At 45.0% G+C, this 17,394-nt stretch carries 23 protein-coding genes; 15 read left to right on the top strand and 8 right to left on the bottom strand.

The annotated features are described in order from the left end of the window. Positions 1–8 precede the first annotated feature (8 nt). The 8 genes from hisI to KFK88_RS06740 all read left to right on the top strand — a co-directional run bounded on the left by hisI (position 9) and on the right by KFK88_RS06740 (position 7,156). A complete protein-coding gene (gene hisI, locus KFK88_RS06775) occupies positions 9–1,256 on the top strand; it encodes a phosphoribosyl-AMP cyclohydrolase (RefSeq protein ID WP_223578034.1) in 1,248 nt (415 codons plus the stop codon). Next, on the top strand, positions 1,228–2,466 hold the full coding sequence (gene hisD, locus KFK88_RS06770; protein WP_223578032.1) for a histidinol dehydrogenase: 1,239 nt from the start codon (positions 1,228–1,230) through the stop codon (positions 2,464–2,466). Before hisI ends, hisD begins: the two co-directional genes overlap by 29 nt. Positions 2,467–2,490: 24 nt before the next feature. Beyond that, a complete protein-coding gene (gene ispF / locus KFK88_RS06765) occupies positions 2,491–2,970 on the top strand; it encodes a 2-C-methyl-D-erythritol 2,4-cyclodiphosphate synthase (RefSeq protein ID WP_223578030.1) in 480 nt (159 codons plus the stop codon). Further along, positions 2,967–4,034 carry a tRNA pseudouridine(13) synthase TruD gene (gene truD / locus KFK88_RS06760; protein WP_223578028.1) on the top strand — a complete coding sequence of 356 codons (1,068 nt, stop codon included), beginning with the start codon at positions 2,967–2,969 and terminating at the stop codon, positions 4,032–4,034. Before ispF ends, truD begins: the two co-directional genes overlap by 4 nt. A gap of 24 nt (positions 4,035–4,058) precedes the next feature. Next, entirely contained in the window at positions 4,059–4,811 is a 753-nt protein-coding gene (gene surE / locus KFK88_RS06755) for a 5'/3'-nucleotidase SurE (RefSeq protein ID WP_223578026.1), read from the top strand. Between the two features lie 16 nt (positions 4,812–4,827). Continuing rightward, positions 4,828–5,496: a protein-L-isoaspartate(D-aspartate) O-methyltransferase gene (locus tag KFK88_RS06750; protein ID WP_223578024.1), complete on the top strand. Its 669-nt coding sequence runs from the start codon at positions 4,828–4,830 to the stop codon at positions 5,494–5,496. Beyond that, positions 5,493–6,080 (top strand): YqaA family protein, encoded by a 588-nt coding sequence (locus KFK88_RS06745; RefSeq protein WP_223578022.1) that lies wholly within the window; start codon positions 5,493–5,495, stop codon positions 6,078–6,080. The genes KFK88_RS06750 and KFK88_RS06745 overlap by 4 nt, the downstream gene beginning before the upstream one ends. 65 nt (positions 6,081–6,145) lie before the next feature. Further along, entirely contained in the window at positions 6,146–7,156 is a 1,011-nt protein-coding gene (locus KFK88_RS06740; protein ID WP_223578020.1) for a peptidoglycan DD-metalloendopeptidase family protein, read from the top strand. Positions 7,157–7,158: 2 nt separating this feature from the next. On the opposite strand, the gene KFK88_RS06735 is transcribed toward KFK88_RS06740, so the two are convergent. Genes KFK88_RS06735 through KFK88_RS06720 form a run of 4 tightly spaced genes read right to left on the bottom strand, consistent with a single transcriptional unit; the run spans position 7,159 to position 9,054 of the window. After that, on the bottom strand, positions 7,159–7,860 hold the full coding sequence (locus KFK88_RS06735; protein ID WP_223578018.1) for a hypothetical protein: 702 nt from the start codon (positions 7,858–7,860) through the stop codon (positions 7,159–7,161). Between the two features lie 6 nt (positions 7,861–7,866). Continuing rightward, on the bottom strand, positions 7,867–8,145 hold the full coding sequence (locus tag KFK88_RS06730) for a BolA family protein (protein ID WP_223578016.1): 279 nt from the start codon (positions 8,143–8,145) through the stop codon (positions 7,867–7,869). Between the two features lie 27 nt (positions 8,146–8,172). Then, a complete protein-coding gene (locus tag KFK88_RS06725; protein WP_223578014.1) occupies positions 8,173–8,472 on the bottom strand; it encodes a YciI family protein in 300 nt (99 codons plus the stop codon). A 21-nt stretch (positions 8,473–8,493) separates the two neighbouring features. Next, positions 8,494–9,054: an inner membrane-spanning protein YciB gene (locus KFK88_RS06720; RefSeq protein ID WP_223578012.1), complete on the bottom strand. Its 561-nt coding sequence runs from the start codon at positions 9,052–9,054 to the stop codon at positions 8,494–8,496. 97 nt (positions 9,055–9,151) lie between these two features. Between KFK88_RS06720 and KFK88_RS06715 the strand changes: the two genes are divergently transcribed. Both KFK88_RS06715 and KFK88_RS06710 read left to right on the top strand, forming a co-directional pair. Beyond that, positions 9,152–10,003 carry a PHP domain-containing protein gene (locus KFK88_RS06715; RefSeq protein ID WP_223578011.1) on the top strand — a complete coding sequence of 284 codons (852 nt, stop codon included), beginning with the start codon at positions 9,152–9,154 and terminating at the stop codon, positions 10,001–10,003. An 18-nt stretch (positions 10,004–10,021) separates the two neighbouring features. Next, a complete protein-coding gene (locus KFK88_RS06710) occupies positions 10,022–10,645 on the top strand; it encodes an L-threonylcarbamoyladenylate synthase (protein WP_223578010.1) in 624 nt (207 codons plus the stop codon). A gap of 49 nt (positions 10,646–10,694) precedes the next feature. Here the strand turns inward: KFK88_RS06710 and KFK88_RS06705 are convergent, their stop codons facing one another. The 4 genes from KFK88_RS06705 to KFK88_RS06690 are packed head-to-tail and all read right to left on the bottom strand — an operon-like array spanning position 10,695 to position 12,608. After that, positions 10,695–11,174 (bottom strand): VOC family protein, encoded by a 480-nt coding sequence (locus KFK88_RS06705; RefSeq protein ID WP_223578009.1) that lies wholly within the window; start codon positions 11,172–11,174, stop codon positions 10,695–10,697. 32 nt (positions 11,175–11,206) lie between these two features. Beyond that, positions 11,207–11,569: a DUF1428 domain-containing protein gene (locus KFK88_RS06700; RefSeq protein WP_223578008.1), complete on the bottom strand. Its 363-nt coding sequence runs from the start codon at positions 11,567–11,569 to the stop codon at positions 11,207–11,209. Between the two features lie 11 nt (positions 11,570–11,580). After that, positions 11,581–12,198 (bottom strand): glutathione S-transferase family protein, encoded by a 618-nt coding sequence (locus KFK88_RS06695; RefSeq protein WP_223578007.1) that lies wholly within the window; start codon positions 12,196–12,198, stop codon positions 11,581–11,583. Beyond that, complete coding sequence (locus tag KFK88_RS06690) at positions 12,195–12,608, bottom strand: MarR family winged helix-turn-helix transcriptional regulator (protein WP_223578006.1); 414 nt, start codon at positions 12,606–12,608, stop codon at positions 12,195–12,197. The genes KFK88_RS06695 and KFK88_RS06690 overlap by 4 nt, the downstream gene beginning before the upstream one ends. Positions 12,609–12,797: 189 nt before the next feature. On the opposite strand from KFK88_RS06690, the gene KFK88_RS06685 reads away from it, so the two are divergent. The 5 genes from KFK88_RS06685 (at position 12,798) to rluB (ending at position 17,363) form a co-directional block, all read left to right on the top strand. Then, positions 12,798–14,015, top strand: a complete 1,218-nt coding sequence (locus KFK88_RS06685) for a tryptophan--tRNA ligase (RefSeq protein ID WP_223578005.1) — start codon at positions 12,798–12,800, stop codon at positions 14,013–14,015. Between the two features lie 28 nt (positions 14,016–14,043). After that, the gene (locus tag KFK88_RS06680) at positions 14,044–14,964 is read left to right on the top strand and encodes a segregation and condensation protein A (protein WP_317851547.1); all 921 of its coding nucleotides are present in this window, start codon (positions 14,044–14,046) and stop codon (positions 14,962–14,964) included. Continuing rightward, complete coding sequence (gene scpB, locus KFK88_RS06675) at positions 14,961–15,818, top strand: SMC-Scp complex subunit ScpB (protein ID WP_223578004.1); 858 nt, start codon at positions 14,961–14,963, stop codon at positions 15,816–15,818. Before KFK88_RS06680 ends, scpB begins: the two co-directional genes overlap by 4 nt. Before the next feature lie 123 nt (positions 15,819–15,941). Further along, positions 15,942–16,448: a response regulator gene (locus KFK88_RS06670; RefSeq protein ID WP_223578002.1), complete on the top strand. Its 507-nt coding sequence runs from the start codon at positions 15,942–15,944 to the stop codon at positions 16,446–16,448. 90 nt (positions 16,449–16,538) lie between these two features. After that, positions 16,539–17,363, top strand: a complete 825-nt coding sequence (gene rluB / locus KFK88_RS06665) for a 23S rRNA pseudouridine(2605) synthase RluB (protein ID WP_223578001.1) — start codon at positions 16,539–16,541, stop codon at positions 17,361–17,363. The last annotated feature ends 31 nt before the right edge of the window (positions 17,364–17,394 follow it).

Here is a 17,394-nt window from a genome sequence, read left to right as displayed (position 1 = left end):
AGTTTTTAATGTTAATTCCAAGTATTGATTTACTCGACGGTAAAGCCGTTCAGTTAGAGCAGGGCAACCCTGATAGAAAAATTATTGAAGAAGAAGATGTTTTTGGTTTACTGGAGCGCTTCTCTTTGTATGGCGAAGTAGCGATTATCGATCTTGATGCTGCTTTAGGTCGTGGTAGCAACAAAGACTTAATTAAGCAGTTAATTAAAAAATACCCATGCCGTGTCGGTGGTGGTATTCGAGATTATGACACGGCTCGTGAATATTTGTCAGCAGGCGCGAAGAAAGTGATTTTGGGCACTTCATGTCGCTCTGAGTTTGTTAAGAAATTACCCAGCTCGCAACTGATTTTTGCGATTGATGCGAAGGGTGATGACTGGGTGACTCATGGCTGGCAGTCTACTGACACGGTTAAGGTATTGGAGCTCATCGAAGAGATACAAGGCAACTGCTCTGAGTTTTTATACACTCAGGTACAGAAAGAAGGATTGCTACAAGGTATTGATGAAGAGCGCGTTAGGAGTGTTGTTAAAACCTCAAAAATACCGGTGACGGTTGCTGGCGGAATTACAACTTTAGACGACGTCAAAACCATTAATAGCCTCGGAGCTAACAGTCAGATAGGCATGTCGGTGTATACCGGAAAGCTAAAGCTGGATGATGCATTGTTTAGCTGTTTGGACTTTGATAAAGCTGAACTGATGCCAACGGTGGTGCAAGATGTTGGTACGAACCAAGTATTAATGCTGGCCTACTCGACAAAAGAGTCTTTGCAAGAAGCCATCAACAAAAAGGCTGGTGTCTATTATAGCCGCTCTCGCCAAGAGTTGTGGCAAAAAGGGTTAACCAGCGGTAACACTCAAGCTCTTGTTAATATCGATTATGATTGTGACGGAGATACTTTACTGTTTAAAGTGAAACAGCAAGGCAACGCTTGTCACTTTGAGCGTTATAGCTGTTTCGCATCACAGTCGCCGCAATTTGATTTGAATCGCTTAAACCAAGTATTTGATAAGCGACTGCAAGAACTAGACGCAGGCGAACCTCAGTCATTTTCACAAAAGCTGTTCAGTAGCGAAGCTTTGCAAATCGAAAAGCTTAATGAAGAGTGTCAAGAATTGATCGAAGCGCAAGATAATGATGAAGTACGCTGGGAAGCGGCGGACTTAATATTCTTTGCCTTAGTGAATGCGAAAGCAAAGGGTGTAGCGCCAGCGGAAATTATTAGTGAACTGGGAGCTCGAAATGCAGGATAGTGTGACCTCTATTATCGATTGCAAAAAATGGCAACGCGAACAAAGCAACAGTCAAAGCAATGTTGACGTTACGGTGCGCGAGTTACTGGGTCGAATAGAGCAAGAGGGTGACGCTGCTGTAGATGAGATGAGCCAGCAGTTTGATGGCTTTGCGCCAACCTGGATTGAGTTAAAGTCACCTGAGGACTATGAACTTGAGCCTGAACTGTTGCAAGCAATAAAGGATGCGGCCAGCCGTATTGAGGGGTTTGCTCAATTTCAACGCGATAAACTGATTGATAGTACTTACGTTGATGACTGCGGTGAGTTTGGTTTTCGTTACCAAGCGATTGAACGAATTGGAGCCTATATTCCTGGCGGGCGTTTTCCGTTGATTTCAACGGCGCTTATGACCCTCATCCCTGCTAGGTTAGCAGGCTGTCAGGAACGTATTGCGTGTTCTCCTTCGGATCACCCCGCTATTTTAGCGGCAGCAAGTCTCGCGGGAGCGACGGGCTTCTTGAAGCTGGGTGGTGCGCAAGCGATAGGAGCCATGGCCTATGGTTACGACTCAATGAAGCCGGTACAAATGGTCGTGGGGCCGGGTAATCAGTATGTCAACGCAGCCAAACAGCTATTAAGTCAAACCATTCAGATTGACGTGGCGGCTGGACCTAGTGAATTACTGATTTTAGCGGATGAAACGGTCAATCAGGAGTGGGTTATTGCCGATATGGCGGCACAGGCCGAGCATGACCCACAAGCACAAAGTTTGTTGGTTTCGGATAGTTCTGAACTACTGAATAGTGTTGAGGCTTCTCTGGCTAACGATTCAGAGTTGAAGCAATTGCTGGATAAGGAGCAGATCATTTTGCTTAAGGCTGACAACATTGAGCACATGATCGCTTTTAGTAATCAATATGCGCCTGAGCACCTTTTGTTGGCTGATCGTCGAGTTGATCAATCGCTATTGACCAATTTCGGATCTTTGTTTGTTGGCGAAAACAGTGCTGTGGCCTATGGCGATTACTGCTCTGGACCTAACCACACATTACCCACCATGGGTACGGCAAATCGCTCCAGTGGGTTGAGTGTTTTGAGCTTTCTTAAAGTGCAGTCGGTACAAGCCGTGCATGAAGTTGGCCGAAAGAAACTGTCCGCCATGGGAGAAAAAATAGCGGAGGCAGAGCAATTGGTTTGGCATAAACAGTCAATGGCGGTAAGATCTTAAAAATGATGTTTTACGGATCGATATATGTTCAGAATTGGTCATGGCTATGATGTCCATAAATTTGGTGGTGACAAACCGTTAATTTTAGGCGGTGTGTTGTTTGAGGGTGAGCAAGGCCTGCTTGCCCACTCGGATGGCGATGTTGTGCTTCATGCGGTGTGCGATGCTTTGCTTGGCGCAATCGCCAAAGGCGATATCGGGCATCACTTTCCTGATACCAGCGACGAATTTGCAGGTGCTGACAGCAAAGAGTTACTGAAATCCGTTATGGCTTTAGTCTCTAAAGAAGGTTATCAGTTGGGAAATCTTGACGTGACCATCGTTGCACAAGCACCAAAAATGGCGGATAAGATCGAAGGGATGCGAGGTGTTTTATGCGCTGCCTGTGATGCAGATTTCCATCAAGTGAATGTCAAAGCCACAACCACAGAAAAGCTAGGTTTTGTCGGCCGCAAAGAAGGTATCGCGGTTCATGCGGTCTGCCTGCTACAGAGCGCTTCATGAGCGACTTATCGCAAACTCAATGCTATGAGTGGGAGCGACTTCATGGCGATCCTCTGGGTAGTGCAACCTTCAAGTCAAAACCTCAAGATTTTGTCGTCGAAGAAACCTTACGCTTTGAGCTTTCTGGCGAAGGTGCTCATCATTATCTTTATATCGAAAAGCAGAACATCAATACTGACATTGTCGTCAAAAAACTGATGCGCTTTGCTGAGGTCAAGCCCACCGATGTCGGGTATGCTGGTAAAAAAGATCGCTTTGCTGTGGCCAGACAATGGTACAGTGTGCAGTTGCCCTTATTGCAAGAGATTGATTGGAACGAGTTTAACGATGACGAAGTGAAGGTACTCAGCGTCACTCGCCATGATAAGAAATTACGGATCGGCGCTGTTAAGTCGAATCACTTCCAGATTAAACTACGTGACCTTAGCTGTGCCAAAGAAGACTTTCAGCAGCGACTTGGGCTAGTGTCACAGTGCGGTTTCCCTAACTATTTTGGTGAGCAACGCTTTGGCAACGACGGCGCTAACTTAAGCCGTGGTATCGATCTCTTGCTCAAGAATAAGAGACTCAAAAACCGTAATCTGCAAGGTTTGCTGTTTTCAGCGGTGAGGTCTTTTTTGTATAACCATGTGGTTTCTGAGCGAATCAACAAAGGCCTAGCGCAAACATTACTCGAAGGTGACTTCGTTATGCTTAGCGGTTCTGAGAAAGGCTTTGTGGTAGATGATCTAACAGCGGAGCAACAGCGTTTTAAAGAAAACGATGTCCTTTTGACCGCACCACTGGCTGGCTCACGTTCGCAGACCAAGAATGAGGCGTTAACCTTTGAAATGGACAGCTTGGCTGATTACCAAGTGCTTATTGAGAAACTCAGCAATAAGCGATTCAATGAAGAGCGTCGAACTATGCTGTGTTTTCCTCAAAATGTCATAGCAGACTGGCATAATGATACTGACCTTACGCTGTCTTTTGATTTGCCAAAAGGTGCCTTCGCAACCAGCTTTTTGCGTGAGCTGGTAACGTTGAATGAAAATAAGCCGGCTTATACCATGGCCGGTGAGTAAATCCTCTTAACGATTAAATAAGATATGAAAATACTTTTAAGCAATGATGATGGACATTTTGCACCAGGAATTAGCACACTGTTTGACCACTTATCGAAAATAGCTGAAGTCACAACGGTGGCTCCTGACCGTAACCGTAGTGGCGCCAGCAATTCATTGACCTTAGACAAACCGATTCGTGTTAATGAAACCGAGCGAGGCTTCTACTCGGTTACCGGAACGCCGACAGACTGTGTTCACCTTGGCACACACCATCTGATGCCTGAACCACCCGATATGGTGGTGGCAGGGATTAACACCGGTGCTAACTTAGGTGATGACACTTTATACTCTGGCACCGTCGCTGCAGCGATGGAAGGGCGGGCTTTAGGCTACCCAGCGGTGGCTGTTTCTTTGGTTGGCCATAATTGCGAGCACTATGTTACGGCTGCTAAGGTTGCTGTGGATATTATCAAAGGCTTGCAAACACATCCGATGGAACAGAATCGTGTGTTGAATATTAATGTTCCAGATGTGCCATACGATGAATTGAAAGGAATTAAATTAACGCGCTTGGGAAATCGCCACCGTGCTGATACTATAATTCCCGATAAAGATCCAAAAGGTCGTCCTATTTATTGGTTGGGACCGCTGCCAGAAGGCCAGGATGTGGGGGAAGGCACTGATTTTCATGCGGTTTTAAACGGTTATGTTTCTGTAACACCGATCAATGTCGATTTAACGGCATACAATAGTTTTGACGAGCTTGAGGACTTTTTAAAAACTATCGATAACTAATACAGATAATAAATATATGAATGCAACACACATTTCGGGAATTGGCATGACCTCTGCGCGCACGCGCACGCGCCTTGTTGAACGCTTGCGTGCCGAAGGCATTAAGAATGAAGAGCTCTTAAAAATCATAGAGTTAACGCCTAGACACCTGTTTATTGATGAAGGCTTGTCTCATCGAGCTTATGAAGACACAGCGCTGCCAATCGGAATGGGGCAGACCATTTCGCAACCCTATATCGTGGCTCGCATGACCGAAATGTTGATGGAAACGGGTAGCATGAATAAAGTGCTCGAAATCGGCACCGGTTGTGGCTACCAAACGTCAATTCTGTCTAAAGTTGCTAAGACGGTATTCACTGTAGAGCGCATTCGAGCGTTACACATGCAGGCGCGCAAAACTTTAACTGGGATTGGGCAGCATAATATTCAGTATTTATTCGCGGACGGATTCAATGGCTGGCATCAATATGCGCCGTTTGATGGCATTATCGTTACCGCAGCCCCGCCGAGTATTCCTGAGAAGTTAGTGAGTCAGCTGGCCGATGGTGGTCGCATGATGATTCCTGTGGGTACGACAGAAGCGTCTCAGGATTTAGTTCTGGTTCAGCGTAAAGGAACTAAGATAGAGGAAACCTTTATTGAGAAAGTAAAGTTTGTGCCTTTAGTTAGCGGTGTTGCTCGATGAAAATCTTCACGAAAATGTACGATGCTTGCTTGCGTTGGGCTCGTCACCAATATGCGGTATATATTCTAGGTTTTGTTAGTTTTATTGAGTCCATCTTTTTCCCTATCCCCACAGCTGTAATGCTGGCGCCAATGGCGTTAGCAAAGCCAAGCCGTGCGCTATGGCTGGCTTTCGTGGCGACGGTAACTTCGGTGCTGGGTGGCGTCGCAGCTTACTTAATCGGAGCCTTTGCTTTTGAATCCTGGGTATTGCCTTGGATTGTTGAACTAGGTTATCAAGAAACCTATAACCGTGCGCTGGACTGGTTTGCGGAATACGGCGTTTGGGTGGTATTAGTGGCGGGCTTTTCGCCTGTTCCTTATAAAATTTTCACGTTAACAGCGGGCGCTCTGGGTATGGCGTTCATCCCGTTTTTAATTGCATCTATTGTGGCGAGAAGTGCTCAGTTTTTTCTCATCGGCGGATTAGTGAAGTGGGGTGGGGAACAAATGGAGCATAAATTGCGTCAATATGTAGAGTGGATTGGTTGGGGCGTGCTTATTTTGGGTGTTTTAGCCTACATTATTTACAACATCGCCAATTAATGGCTAAATAGTCTTACTTTTCAAAAGGTTGAATTACAGCTTACTGCAATAGGGATAGCTTGTTAATGCAAAAAGAAACAAAAGACATACTGAAGCGTTCAGCGATTCGTTCTTTGTGGATCGTGGCGATTGTCTTAGCACTATACTTTTTGCAAGGGTGTGGTAACCCGAGGTTAGCGCCAGTAGAGGAGCGGCAGGCCACAGGTAATGGCGCGCAACTCCATAGCTTCTACCCACCTACAGAAGTGGATAACAGTCAGCAGTTCTACGTGGTACAGCCAGCCGACACTTTGTATTCCATTGCTTTTCGCTATGGCTTTGACTATAAAACCCTAGCTGAAGCTAACAATATTGATGCAACCTTTACCATTTACCCTGGCCAGAAGCTGGATTTAGAAAAAGCTAGACAGTTTGAAAGTCAGCGTAATATCGATACGTCACAAATCGCACAGGCCGACGATACTTCAAACAGTGTAGCTGCGAGCCGACGAGGTGTGCAGGAAGTGAGCCGTGAAGCGATTAAGACGGTTGAGCGCCCTGTAACTAAGCCTGACGCGACTAAAACACCAGCAACAAAAACAGAGCCAAAGCGTCAGCCGCGCACTCAACCCAAGTCTCAGCCTAAATCCCAGCCGAAAAAAACTGAAACCGTAAAGCAGAAACCAAAAGCGAAACCTGCAACCACTCAAACCTTTACCAGCCGCCCAGTGAAGTATTGGATGTGGCCCAATATGGGGAAAGTGATTGCCCGTTTTTCTGGTGGCAAAGGCTCTCGGGGCATTGATATCGCGGGTAACATGGGTGAGCCGGTTCGAGCCGCTGCGCCAGGGCTTGTGGTTTACTCGGGGCGTGGCTTACGAGGTTACGGCAACTTAATTATTGTAAAGCACAATAACGACTTCATCAGTGCTTATGCACATAACAAGCGCTTGCTCGTGAAAGAAAACGAGATCATCAAAGCTGGACAAAAAATTGCTGAAATAGGTAATACCGACTCAGATATCCCAAAACTTCACTTCGAAATTCGCTTCAAAGGTAAGCCCGTTGATCCGTTGAGGTATCTGCCTAAGCGGTAATCTCAATTCTTTTGTTGAGTACTGAGCACTGATTCTATGTCTTTTATATATACAGACTTTTTCAGAAAGACCTTTTCATTAACCTTTATAGTATCTCCCTTTTGCAGACTTTCATTGAGTCTATACTTTCCAATATAGCTCTCTTCAGCAAAGTAATAAGGCTCTAACAGGTAATTCTTCAATTCTTCCAAATTAACCCCCGCCACTTCACCTACAATGAGCTCGGCAATAAAAAGCTCGCCCATCGAGTCTCTGGCTAACGGGTAGTACCTATGTAATATCCAGCCATCTTTATCCTTCAAAGCTTCAATCAGTGCTATTTGGGACTGATAGTAAGGCTCGCACCATTCACCGGAAACAGAATAAACGCTATAAATATTTTGTTCTAACCCTTCAAGATGCTTCTTACTAAAAAAACGAGACTCCTGTATCCCGCAACTATTTGAGTGTTCAATTCGTTTAATGAGTGAGCCTTTGTATTTAAATAATGGTAAGACTTTATCAAAATTTTCCTCTTGTCCATTAAATGAAGCTTCGTGTTTTTGATAAAAATTTGTACTCATATGCTTTGCTATAAAGACAGCTCTGATATTCGGTTGGTGTTTTTCTACATAGCGGGGCGGCTTTGCAAAATAATAGGCTACAACTGATAGAGCTGTTATAAAAAGTCCTAAAAGTACAATCTGTAGAGTTTGTTGTTTCAATTAAACCTACTTTATTACCTTAATCGCCAACGCATGAATATCCGTTTGCATCATGTCGCCTAGGGCGTCGTAGATCATGCGGTGTTGCTGAATCATGCGCTTGCCTTCTAAAGCGTCACTTTTGATGATAACGGTAAAGTGGCCTAGACCGCCTTTGGCGCCTGCGTGACCGATGTGTTTGTGGCTATCGTCAATAATCTCAAGTTGCTCAGGCTGTAGAGCGTCTGCAATCAGTTGCTGCATCTTTTCGATGCGGGCTGTGTTGTCTGGTGCTTGTTGTGTCATTTCTTGTCCAATCTAGTCTTGTCGGGCTTAGGGTAATACTTTCTTGTAAGGCTTCACGGTAACACTGTCGTAAACGCCTGCTTCGATGTAAGGATCGGCATCAGCCCAGTTTTTGGCTGCTTCGAGTGATTCGAACTCGGCTACAATTAAACTGCCAGTAAAGCCTGCTTCACCTGGATCATTGGCATCAATGGCTGGTAAAGGTCCTGCCATGATCAATCGACCTTCGTTCTTCAGTGCTTCTAAACGTTCAATATGTACTGGTCGCGCTTTAGCACGCAATGGCAGGGAGTTTTCAACGTCTACGGAATAAATCATGTAAAGCATTATGGTAGTCTCATTTCAGTATTAGTTAGATGATTCTTCTTCTAAATGCAAATGTTCTTTGAGCATGACGATACTGATAATCAGTAGGCCAAACAGTAACACAAACATGCTAATCAATTTAAAGTAGAACCAGAAGTCGGTGCTAAAGTTGAAAGCAATGTATAGGTTTAAACCGCCATACATTGCTAACACGATAACCCACATCCAGTTAACTTTTGCCAACAGGTTTTTTGGTGCCGTATCCTTAATCAAGCCGCTCGATTTTGTGAGATCTTGAATAACATATTTTCCTGAGGCTAGTTGCCTAATCAAGATAAATAAGGCACCAGCCCATACAGCGATACTGGTTTTCCATTTGATAAAGTCATCATCATCGAAATAGTAGGCGAGGGCAACCAGTGCTAAGCCCACAAAGAAAAGAGCTATGTGGCTTTTTTTAACTTCCTTCTGAGTAAAGTAGTGTACGATCATCTGCACTAAGGTTAATCCACTCCAGATAGCCGCCGCTAAAATGAGGTTCTTGGTGATGAGATATGCGGCAATAAAACCGACAATCGGATAGTTTTCTTTAAAAAACGTCATATAAATACCTGTTAAAATGCATGCTAAGTTTACCTTATCGCAAAAGGTAGGCAAACTAGCGGTAGCAATATTTTGATGACTTTGATGAGTGAGTACTATGTTACGTGATTTGCACAGCCATACCACAGCTTCAGACGGCAGCTTGTCGCCCGAAGAGCTTATACTGCTCGCGCAAGAGCGAGGTGTGGATCAGCTGGCTATCACGGATCATGACTCTGTGGGTTCTATTGCAGAGGCGTTAGAGGTTGCTAAGGAGTATTCGGTAACTGTTATTCCAGGTGTCGAAATCTCCGCTTCTTGGGGTAGTAAAGGGCAAGATACAGTACACATTGTTGGACTTCAGGTTGATCATACTAGCCCAAGTTTGCAGCGTTTCTTGGGTAGTATCCAAGAGAAACGACGAGAGCGAGCTTTGGATATGGGCAAAAAACTTGAAGCGGCTGGTGTCAAAGGGGCGCAGCCGGATATTGAGTACTTTATTGATAGTCAGCCGATGGTCTGTCGAACGCATTTAGCGCAATACCTTTTGGAGCGAGGCGTGGTGAAAAACTTTGGCGATGCCTTTAAGAAGTATTTGGCAAAAGGTGGCAAAGCTTACGTTAAAGATGAATGGTTTGATTTAGAAGATGCTATCGCTATGATTCGAAAGGCTGGTGGGATCCCGGTGCTAGCACATCCTACCCGATACGGTATGGGCTCGAATAAACTCAAACGGTTAATTGAAGAGTTTAAATCAGTGGGTGGGCAAGCTTTAGAAACGTGTTACCCTAATATTCACCCAGGACAGAAAAATTTGTTAGTGGACTGGTGTCGTCAGTTTGAACTGTATGCTTCGCAGGGTTCAGATTTCCATTCGCCTGATAAGCCATGGGCATTGCTAGGGAAGTTTGCCCCTATTCCAGAAAAAGCGACACCGGTTTGGGAATCTCATTCGTGGAGCAATTGCTAATAATAATTGACTAATAATATGACGCAACTTATTGAAATTCATAACGAAACACCTCAGCCAAGATTAATTAGCCAGGTGGTGGCTAAAATTCGCCAAGGGGCTTTGGTAGCTTACCCGACAGATTCAGGCTATGCATTAGGCTGCCATATTGGTGATAAGAATGCCTTGGATCGAATTCGTCGTATTCGTAATTTAGACAAGTCGCACAACTTTACATTGGTCTGTCGTGATTTATCTGAATTAGCGACTTACGCGCGGGTGGATAATGCAGCATTTCGCTTAATCAAAAATAACACGCCTGGGCCTTACACGTTTATCTTGAGGGCTACTGGTGAAGTACCCAATAGGCTAAAGCATCCAAAGAAGAAAACGATAGGAATTCGTGTTCCAGAAACACCGATTACTCAGGCGTTACTGGACGATTTGGGCGAGCCATTGATGAGTTCTAGTTTGATATTGCCTCAGCAGGAAGAAGGGCAGATCCTAGAGCCGTATGAAATTCATGAGCTGCTTAACGGGCGTGTGGATGTGGTCATTGATGGTGGCTACTGTGGACACGAGCCAACGACCGTGATTGATTTGACCTCTGGGTATCCAGAGGTCGTTCGTGAAGGCGCTGGCGATAGCTCTGCCTTTGAGTAACATCTCAACTGATAAATACCGCGGTCAAGCCGCGGTATAACAGTTTCTCTTAACACTTCTCACCGCTAAATTCTTCGTTCATAGCCTTCTTAAGATCTTCGTCGCTAACATCTTTAACGCGATGAGCAATTGACCAGTTGTGACCAAAAGGGTCAACAAAAGCTGCATAACGATCGCCCCAGAAGGTATCTTGTGGTTCCATTTTTGAAGTTGCGCCAGCGTCTATTGCTTGCTTGAATGCTTCATCACAGCTTTCGACGTAACGATGGATGGTGACTGGACTGCCGCCAAGGGATTTTGGCGACATTGACTTTCCCTCTGGGTTAAACTCAGGAAAGTCATCTACAAGGAAAATATAACCATCGTCGATCTTTAAGCAGGCATGCATGATCTTTTCACCATTGGGGCCTGGGACTCGCTGTAACTCTTCAGCACCAAACGCCTTTTGATAAAAAGCGATGGCTTCTTCGCATGGGTCACAGACCAAGTGTGCTATAGGTGCTTTTAATTCAACTTTTTGATCACTCATTAAATATACTCCTTTATCATTTAGTTTGACGATCAGAGCTCTACGATAGGGGTAAAACCACCCCAAAACATGCGCATACCATCAAACGGCAAGTTTTTCGGATCCATCATGTCGGCGAGCCGCGGATCCTTCATGACCTTTTCGTTGATTTCATCGCGTGCTTGACGTGATTCATAAAGAATATAAGAGAAGATAACCGTTTCACCTTCTTCAAGTTTCACGCTTTGACCAAACGAGGTGACTTTCCCATCGGGTACATCGTCAGCTTTAGCTTCGACGACCTTCAGGGCACCGTACTCTTTCCAAACCTTGCCAGCGCGTTGCGCCATTTCAATGTATTCGTCCAATTTATCTTTAGGTACCGGTAATACATATCCATCAATATAAAATGACATAGTCGATCTCCTTATTTCTCATGTTGGGGAAAGGGGTTTTGCCATGCAGGCAATTGCATCATGTTGTCATGCCAGCGCTTAATTTCAGTAAATTCTTCAAGGGGAATCTTCGCTTCTTCTGCGTAAGGCAGCATAGCGCCGACTGAAAAGTCAGCCAGCGTTAAAGTGTTACCTACTAAATAGTCTTTGCCTCTGAGGTGCTGATTAAGAATTTCAGCGTAGTGTTTAAACTCTTTTTCGTTTTGCTCAATGGCTTCAAGGCTCGGTTCTCCAAAGCCATACTTAGGCTTAATAATGTGCTCAAAATAATAAACGCCAATCGCTGGAAGGAAATGATCCATATCCCAACTGAGCCAGCGCATCACATCGACTTGGCGATGATCCGTCGGCCATAAGTCTGATTTAGCTTCACGAGCGAAGTGGCACATAATTGCTATGGATTCCCAGATATTTCCTTGAGAAGTCTCTAGAAGCGGGACTTTTCCGTTAGGGTTCTTTGATAAAAACTCAGCAGTTTTGTGTTCGCCTTGACCAAGGTCGACTCGGACAAACTCAATAGGAATGTGTAAATGCTTTGCTACAGCGCAGGTTTTATAGCAGTTAGCGGTTTCCTCGTAATACAGCTTCATGCTGACTCCTTATTGTCTGTGGGGGCCTCATTAAGTGAGGTTTGCACGGCTTTCCAAGCAGGGTAGGCCTCCTTGAGCTTTTGACGACCTTGTTTGGTTAATTGCCAAGCTCTGACGCGAGCATCTTCAGTGGTCGCAGGCGTAATCCAACCTTTTTTCTCCATCACGGCAGCGCCTCGCGTCATGGTCGTACGTTCTAATACCAAAAACTCCGCCAACTCGGTGACGGGAGTAGGGCCTTTGAGCTTTAGCGTTGCTAACACTGAAAACTGAGTTGCTCTTAAGCCATGCGGCCGAAGTTTTTCCTCATACAGCCGGGTGATCGCACGAGCTTTGCGGCGTGCTTCTAAACAGTAGCAATCCTTAGTCTCGTAGAACTCAGGATAAGATTGGTCTTTGGCATTGCTCATAAATTAAGTGTATATACACGTAGCTGTGTTTGTCAAGAATTGTTTGTTTTATGAACAATAGATGATAGCCAGTCGACGTTTGCCTTAATTTCAGCGTCACAAAATACAGAAATATAGCGTTTTGGAATGTTCTCGTTATAATGGACGGTCTGAATAAATTTATATAAAAAGCTACTTCAAGGATTTCCATTGAGTTCGATATCTGTTGGCCAAAAGCGCGTTCTATCCGGCATGCGTCCTACGGGACCATTACACTTAGGGCATTACCATGGGGTTTTAAAGAATTGGGCACAAATGCAGCATGAGTATGAGTGCTTCTTCATGGTGGCTGATTGGCATGCCTTGACCACTAACTACGACGATACCTCGCAAATCGAAGGGTACGTATGGGATACGGTGATCGACTGGTTAGCGGCGGGTATTAATCCAAGCTCATCGACTATTTTTGTGCAGTCAAAGGTGCCTGAGCATGCTGAACTTCACCTATTGATGTCGATGACCACGCCATTAGGCTGGTTAGAGCGGGTTCCGACCTATAAAGAGCAACAAGAAAAGCTGCAAAACAAAGACTTATCGACCTACGGATTTTTAGGCTATCCTTTGTTACAGGCTGCTGATATTCTGGTTTACCGCGCGGGCAATGTTCCGGTGGGCGCGGATCAGGTGCCGCACGTAGAAATGACACGGGAAGCAGCTCGTCGATTTAACCATTTTTATGGTAAAGAGCCTGGCTTTGAGGAAAAGGTAGCGGAAGCCATCAAGAAGATGGGCAAGAAAAACGCTAAGTTATACAAAAGCTTACGCAAAAAGTTCCAAGAAGAGGGCGATCAGTCTTCGCTGGAAACAGCGCAAGCCTTGGTCGAAAGCCAAGCCAATATTTCACTGAATGACCGTGAGCGTTTGTACGGTTATTTGGATGGTGCAGGTAAAGTTATTCTGCCTGAGCCTAAAGCGCTACTGACACCGGTATCCAAAATGCCAGGACTTGATGGGCAAAAGATGTCCAAATCGTATGGCAATGCGATTTCGATGCGTGAGCCGCGTGAGTCAGTAGAGAAGAAAATCCGCACCATGCCAACGGATCCCGCGCGTGTCCGTCGCGATGATCCTGGCAACCCAGAGAAGTGCCCTGTGTGGGAATTTCATAAAATCTACTCGTCCGATGAAGTTAAAGAGTGGGTTCAAAAAGGTTGTACGTCAGCCGGAATCGGTTGTGTCGAGTGTAAACAGCCCGTTATAGATGGGGTTTGCGCAGAGCAGCAGCAGTTCCTAGAGCGTGCAAAAGAATACGAAGAAAGCCCTGAAATCGTGCGAAACATTGTTTCTGAAGGTTGTGACAGAGCGCGTGACGTAGCGCGTGAAACGATGGATGATGTTCGTCAGGCCATGGGCTTATCTTATAAATAAGATATACAACGATCACTGAGACCAATAGATGACTGAGCAAACAGGTGAAGTAGACAACGAGCAGCAGACCCAACAGGAGCATCCTGGGTCTGACCATGTTCAGGAAGAAATGCCGTTTGCCTTAGTTGATGGTGAAAAGGTCGAAGAATTTCCCCAGGATTTATATATTCCTCCAGATGCATTAGAAGTTTTCTTGGAAGCTTTTGAGGGGCCTCTGGATTTACTGCTTTATTTAATTAAACGCCAAAATGTAGATATCCGTGACATTCCCATTGCCCACATTACCGAGCAATACATGGAATATGTGGAGTTAATGAAAGCTTTTCAGTTGGAGTTAGCCGCAGAATATTTGGTGATGGCGGCGATGCTGGCAGAAATTAAAAGTCGCGTGTTGCTACCTCGACCACCTGCGGAAGATGAGGATGAGGATGATCCTCGTGCGGATTTAATCCGCCGGCTGCAAGAGTATGAGCAGTTTAAGAAGGCTGCGGAAGATATGGATGAGTTACCGCGTATGGGGCGTGATGTGTATCAGGTTAGTGCCAAAAAGCCGGATATGAACATCATAAAGCCAGAGCCTGAAGTCGACATGAAAGAGTTATTAATTGCTCTTCGCGATGTCTTAAAGCGTGCGGAAATGTTTTCAAGCCACCAAGTTAAATTTGAGGCATTGTCAGTTCGTGAACGCATGGGTAAAGTGTTGGAGCGAATTTCAGCACAATCGTTTACTGACTTCGCTAAACTGTTTGACCCAGAAGAAGGGCGTGCTGGTGTTGTGGTAACGTTTTTAGCGATTATGGAACTAGCAAAAGAATCTCTGCTCGAGATTATTCAAAGTGAAGGCTATGGTCCGATTCATGTGCGTGCTAAAACTAGCGGCAGCATGGAGGGAGAGGATGACATTGAAGAAGCATTGGCAGAAGTAGAAACGACAAGCGATCAAGCATGAGTATGAATATAGAAAAAATTAAGTGCATTATTGAAGCTGCGCTACTGGCTGCAGGAAGTTCGTTATCGAAAGAGCGCATGGTGGAGTTGTTCGCCGAAGAAGAAAAGGTCAAAACATCTGATATTACTAAAGCGTTAGATGCCCTAATTCAAGAGACAGAAGGCCGCGGTGTTGAGCTGGTAGAGGTTGCCACAGGCTATCGCTATCAGGCGCGTCAGGACTACGCAGAGTGGATTGCTCGGTTATGGGAAGAGCGTCCTTCACGCTATTCTAGAGCATTGCTAGAAACTTTATCACTCATAGCCTATCGTCAGCCGACAACCCGTAGTGATATTGAACAGGTTCGTGGTGTTGGCGTAAGTTCGTCTATTATCAAAACCTTATTAGAGCGTGAATGGATTCGTGTGGTGGGGCATCGAGATGTGCCTGGCAAGCCTGCGTTATACGCAACAACCAAATACTTTTTAGACTATTTTGGATTAAAGAGCTTGGACGAGTTGCCTTCTTTAGCTGAAATTAAAGATCTGGATAACTTAAATCCAGAGCTCAAATTTGATGGTGATGAAGAAGCGGCTAATAGCTCAGAAAGTGAACAAGAAGTCGACGCTGATGATACTAACCATGCGGAGCAAGAAGCTGAAGAAGAAACTGGTGAGGAGCACTATAGCGATGAACAGTCGAGTGTAGAGGTTTCTGAGGGTGCGGGCTCTGATGAGGATGATGCGCCTCAAGAGCATATTGACGATGAATCTGACGGAGCAGAAGAAGATAGCAACGCTCAAGAGGCAGAAGTAGGCTCTAGTGAAGGTGAAGAAGAAAGTGACGCCAGCCTCAAGCCGACAGAGCTTCATTAACTTTGATGCTGAATAGTAATATTTGCTAAGCCTATCTAAGTATTTACCCCACACTTTTAATACAATAGGCACAACAATAAGAAAAACACTCCGTATGATTAACGCCACAAATTGGGGGTTGGCTTGAGTATATTAGACAAGATTCGCTCTTCCTTATCATCAGGACGCACAGACAGTGCTGATGATGAGTCAAGTAATGTCGAAAGGCGAAGAAAAAAGCGTGTTAATGCCCGTCCGGGCACAAAAATGTTAATCATTGACGACTCGAAAACCATATGTACTTTGCTTAAAAAAATGTTGGTTCAGAATCAGTATGAGGTTGGAATCGCCCTCGATGGTGAAACTGGACTCAGGTTAGCCAAAGAGCACCAGCCCGATCTGATCTTTCTCGATATTGTTTTACCGGGAATTAATGGTTTCCAAGTCCTTCGGCAATTACGTAAGGATCCCAAAACTCAGCACATCCCGGTCATCATGATCAGTGGCAACGTTTTGGCGACGGAAAAATATTATGCGGAACGTATAGGAGCCGATGACTTTATGAAGAAACCTTTCTCACGTTATGAGGTGTTCCACCGTATCGAGAACTTTATTGGCCTAGATAAGCGTATCAGGCGCATCGTTTCATAAAGACCTTATCCAAAAATAAGTGCAGTTATCCTCGACTGCACGCCTCTAAACCCCTAAAATTGCCTTATTACTGATACTAAATAACCTTTTATGACCAACCAAAGAGCTAACAAGTCCGAAAAGTTGCAAAAAATTCTCGCTAATGCTGGCTTAGGTTCACGCCGAGAGATTGAGAAATGGATTGCGGACGGCAGAGTCAGTGTTAATGGCTCAATCGCGGATTTAGGCGAGCGTGCTACCGATAAAGATACTATCCGAGTTGACGGCCGAGTGATTAAGATCAAGCCATCAGAGGAAGTCTATACACGGATCATCGCATATCATAAGCCATTGGGTGAAGTGTCGACTCAGAAAGATCCTGAGGGGCGTCCGACCGTATTTGAAAAACTTCCTCGAACTAGCTTTGGCCGTTGGATCAGTATTGGTCGCTTAGATATTAATACGACAGGTCTTTTACTGTTTACGAATAATGGCGAATTGGCGCACCGTCTGATGCATCCTTCTTATCAGGTTGAACGAAAATATGCCGTGCGCATTCATGGTGAAGTGACCGACGAGATGCTGAAAAACCTAAGAGAGGGTGTACTGATTGATGGCGATATGTGTCAGTTTAACTACATCCAACCTGGCGGTGGAGAAGGGGCTAATCAGTGGTATGAGGTTGGTTTGTCGGAAGGCAAAAACCGAGAGGTCAGAAAGTTGTGGCAATCACAAGACGTCGACGTCTCAAGGCTTATTCGTATAGAGTATGGGCCGGTAGATCTGCCAAAAAGCTTGAGCCGTGGCCGCTGGATGGATTTGAGTGAAGAACAAATTCAGAAAGTCGCTGATTTAGTTAAGCTTGATGTGAAACCACGCAAAAGCCAGCCTAAGCCTAAAAGCAGTAAGCGTAAAAATATTTGGAAAAAAGGGTAGTTTGACTATCGTTTAGTCATCAAACTGTCAC

The organism is Kangiella taiwanensis, from assembly GCF_020005165.1.
GTDB classification, from domain to species: domain Bacteria; phylum Pseudomonadota; class Gammaproteobacteria; order Enterobacterales; family Kangiellaceae; genus Kangiella; species Kangiella taiwanensis.
This window is presented reverse-complemented; position numbering and strand designations above follow the sequence as displayed.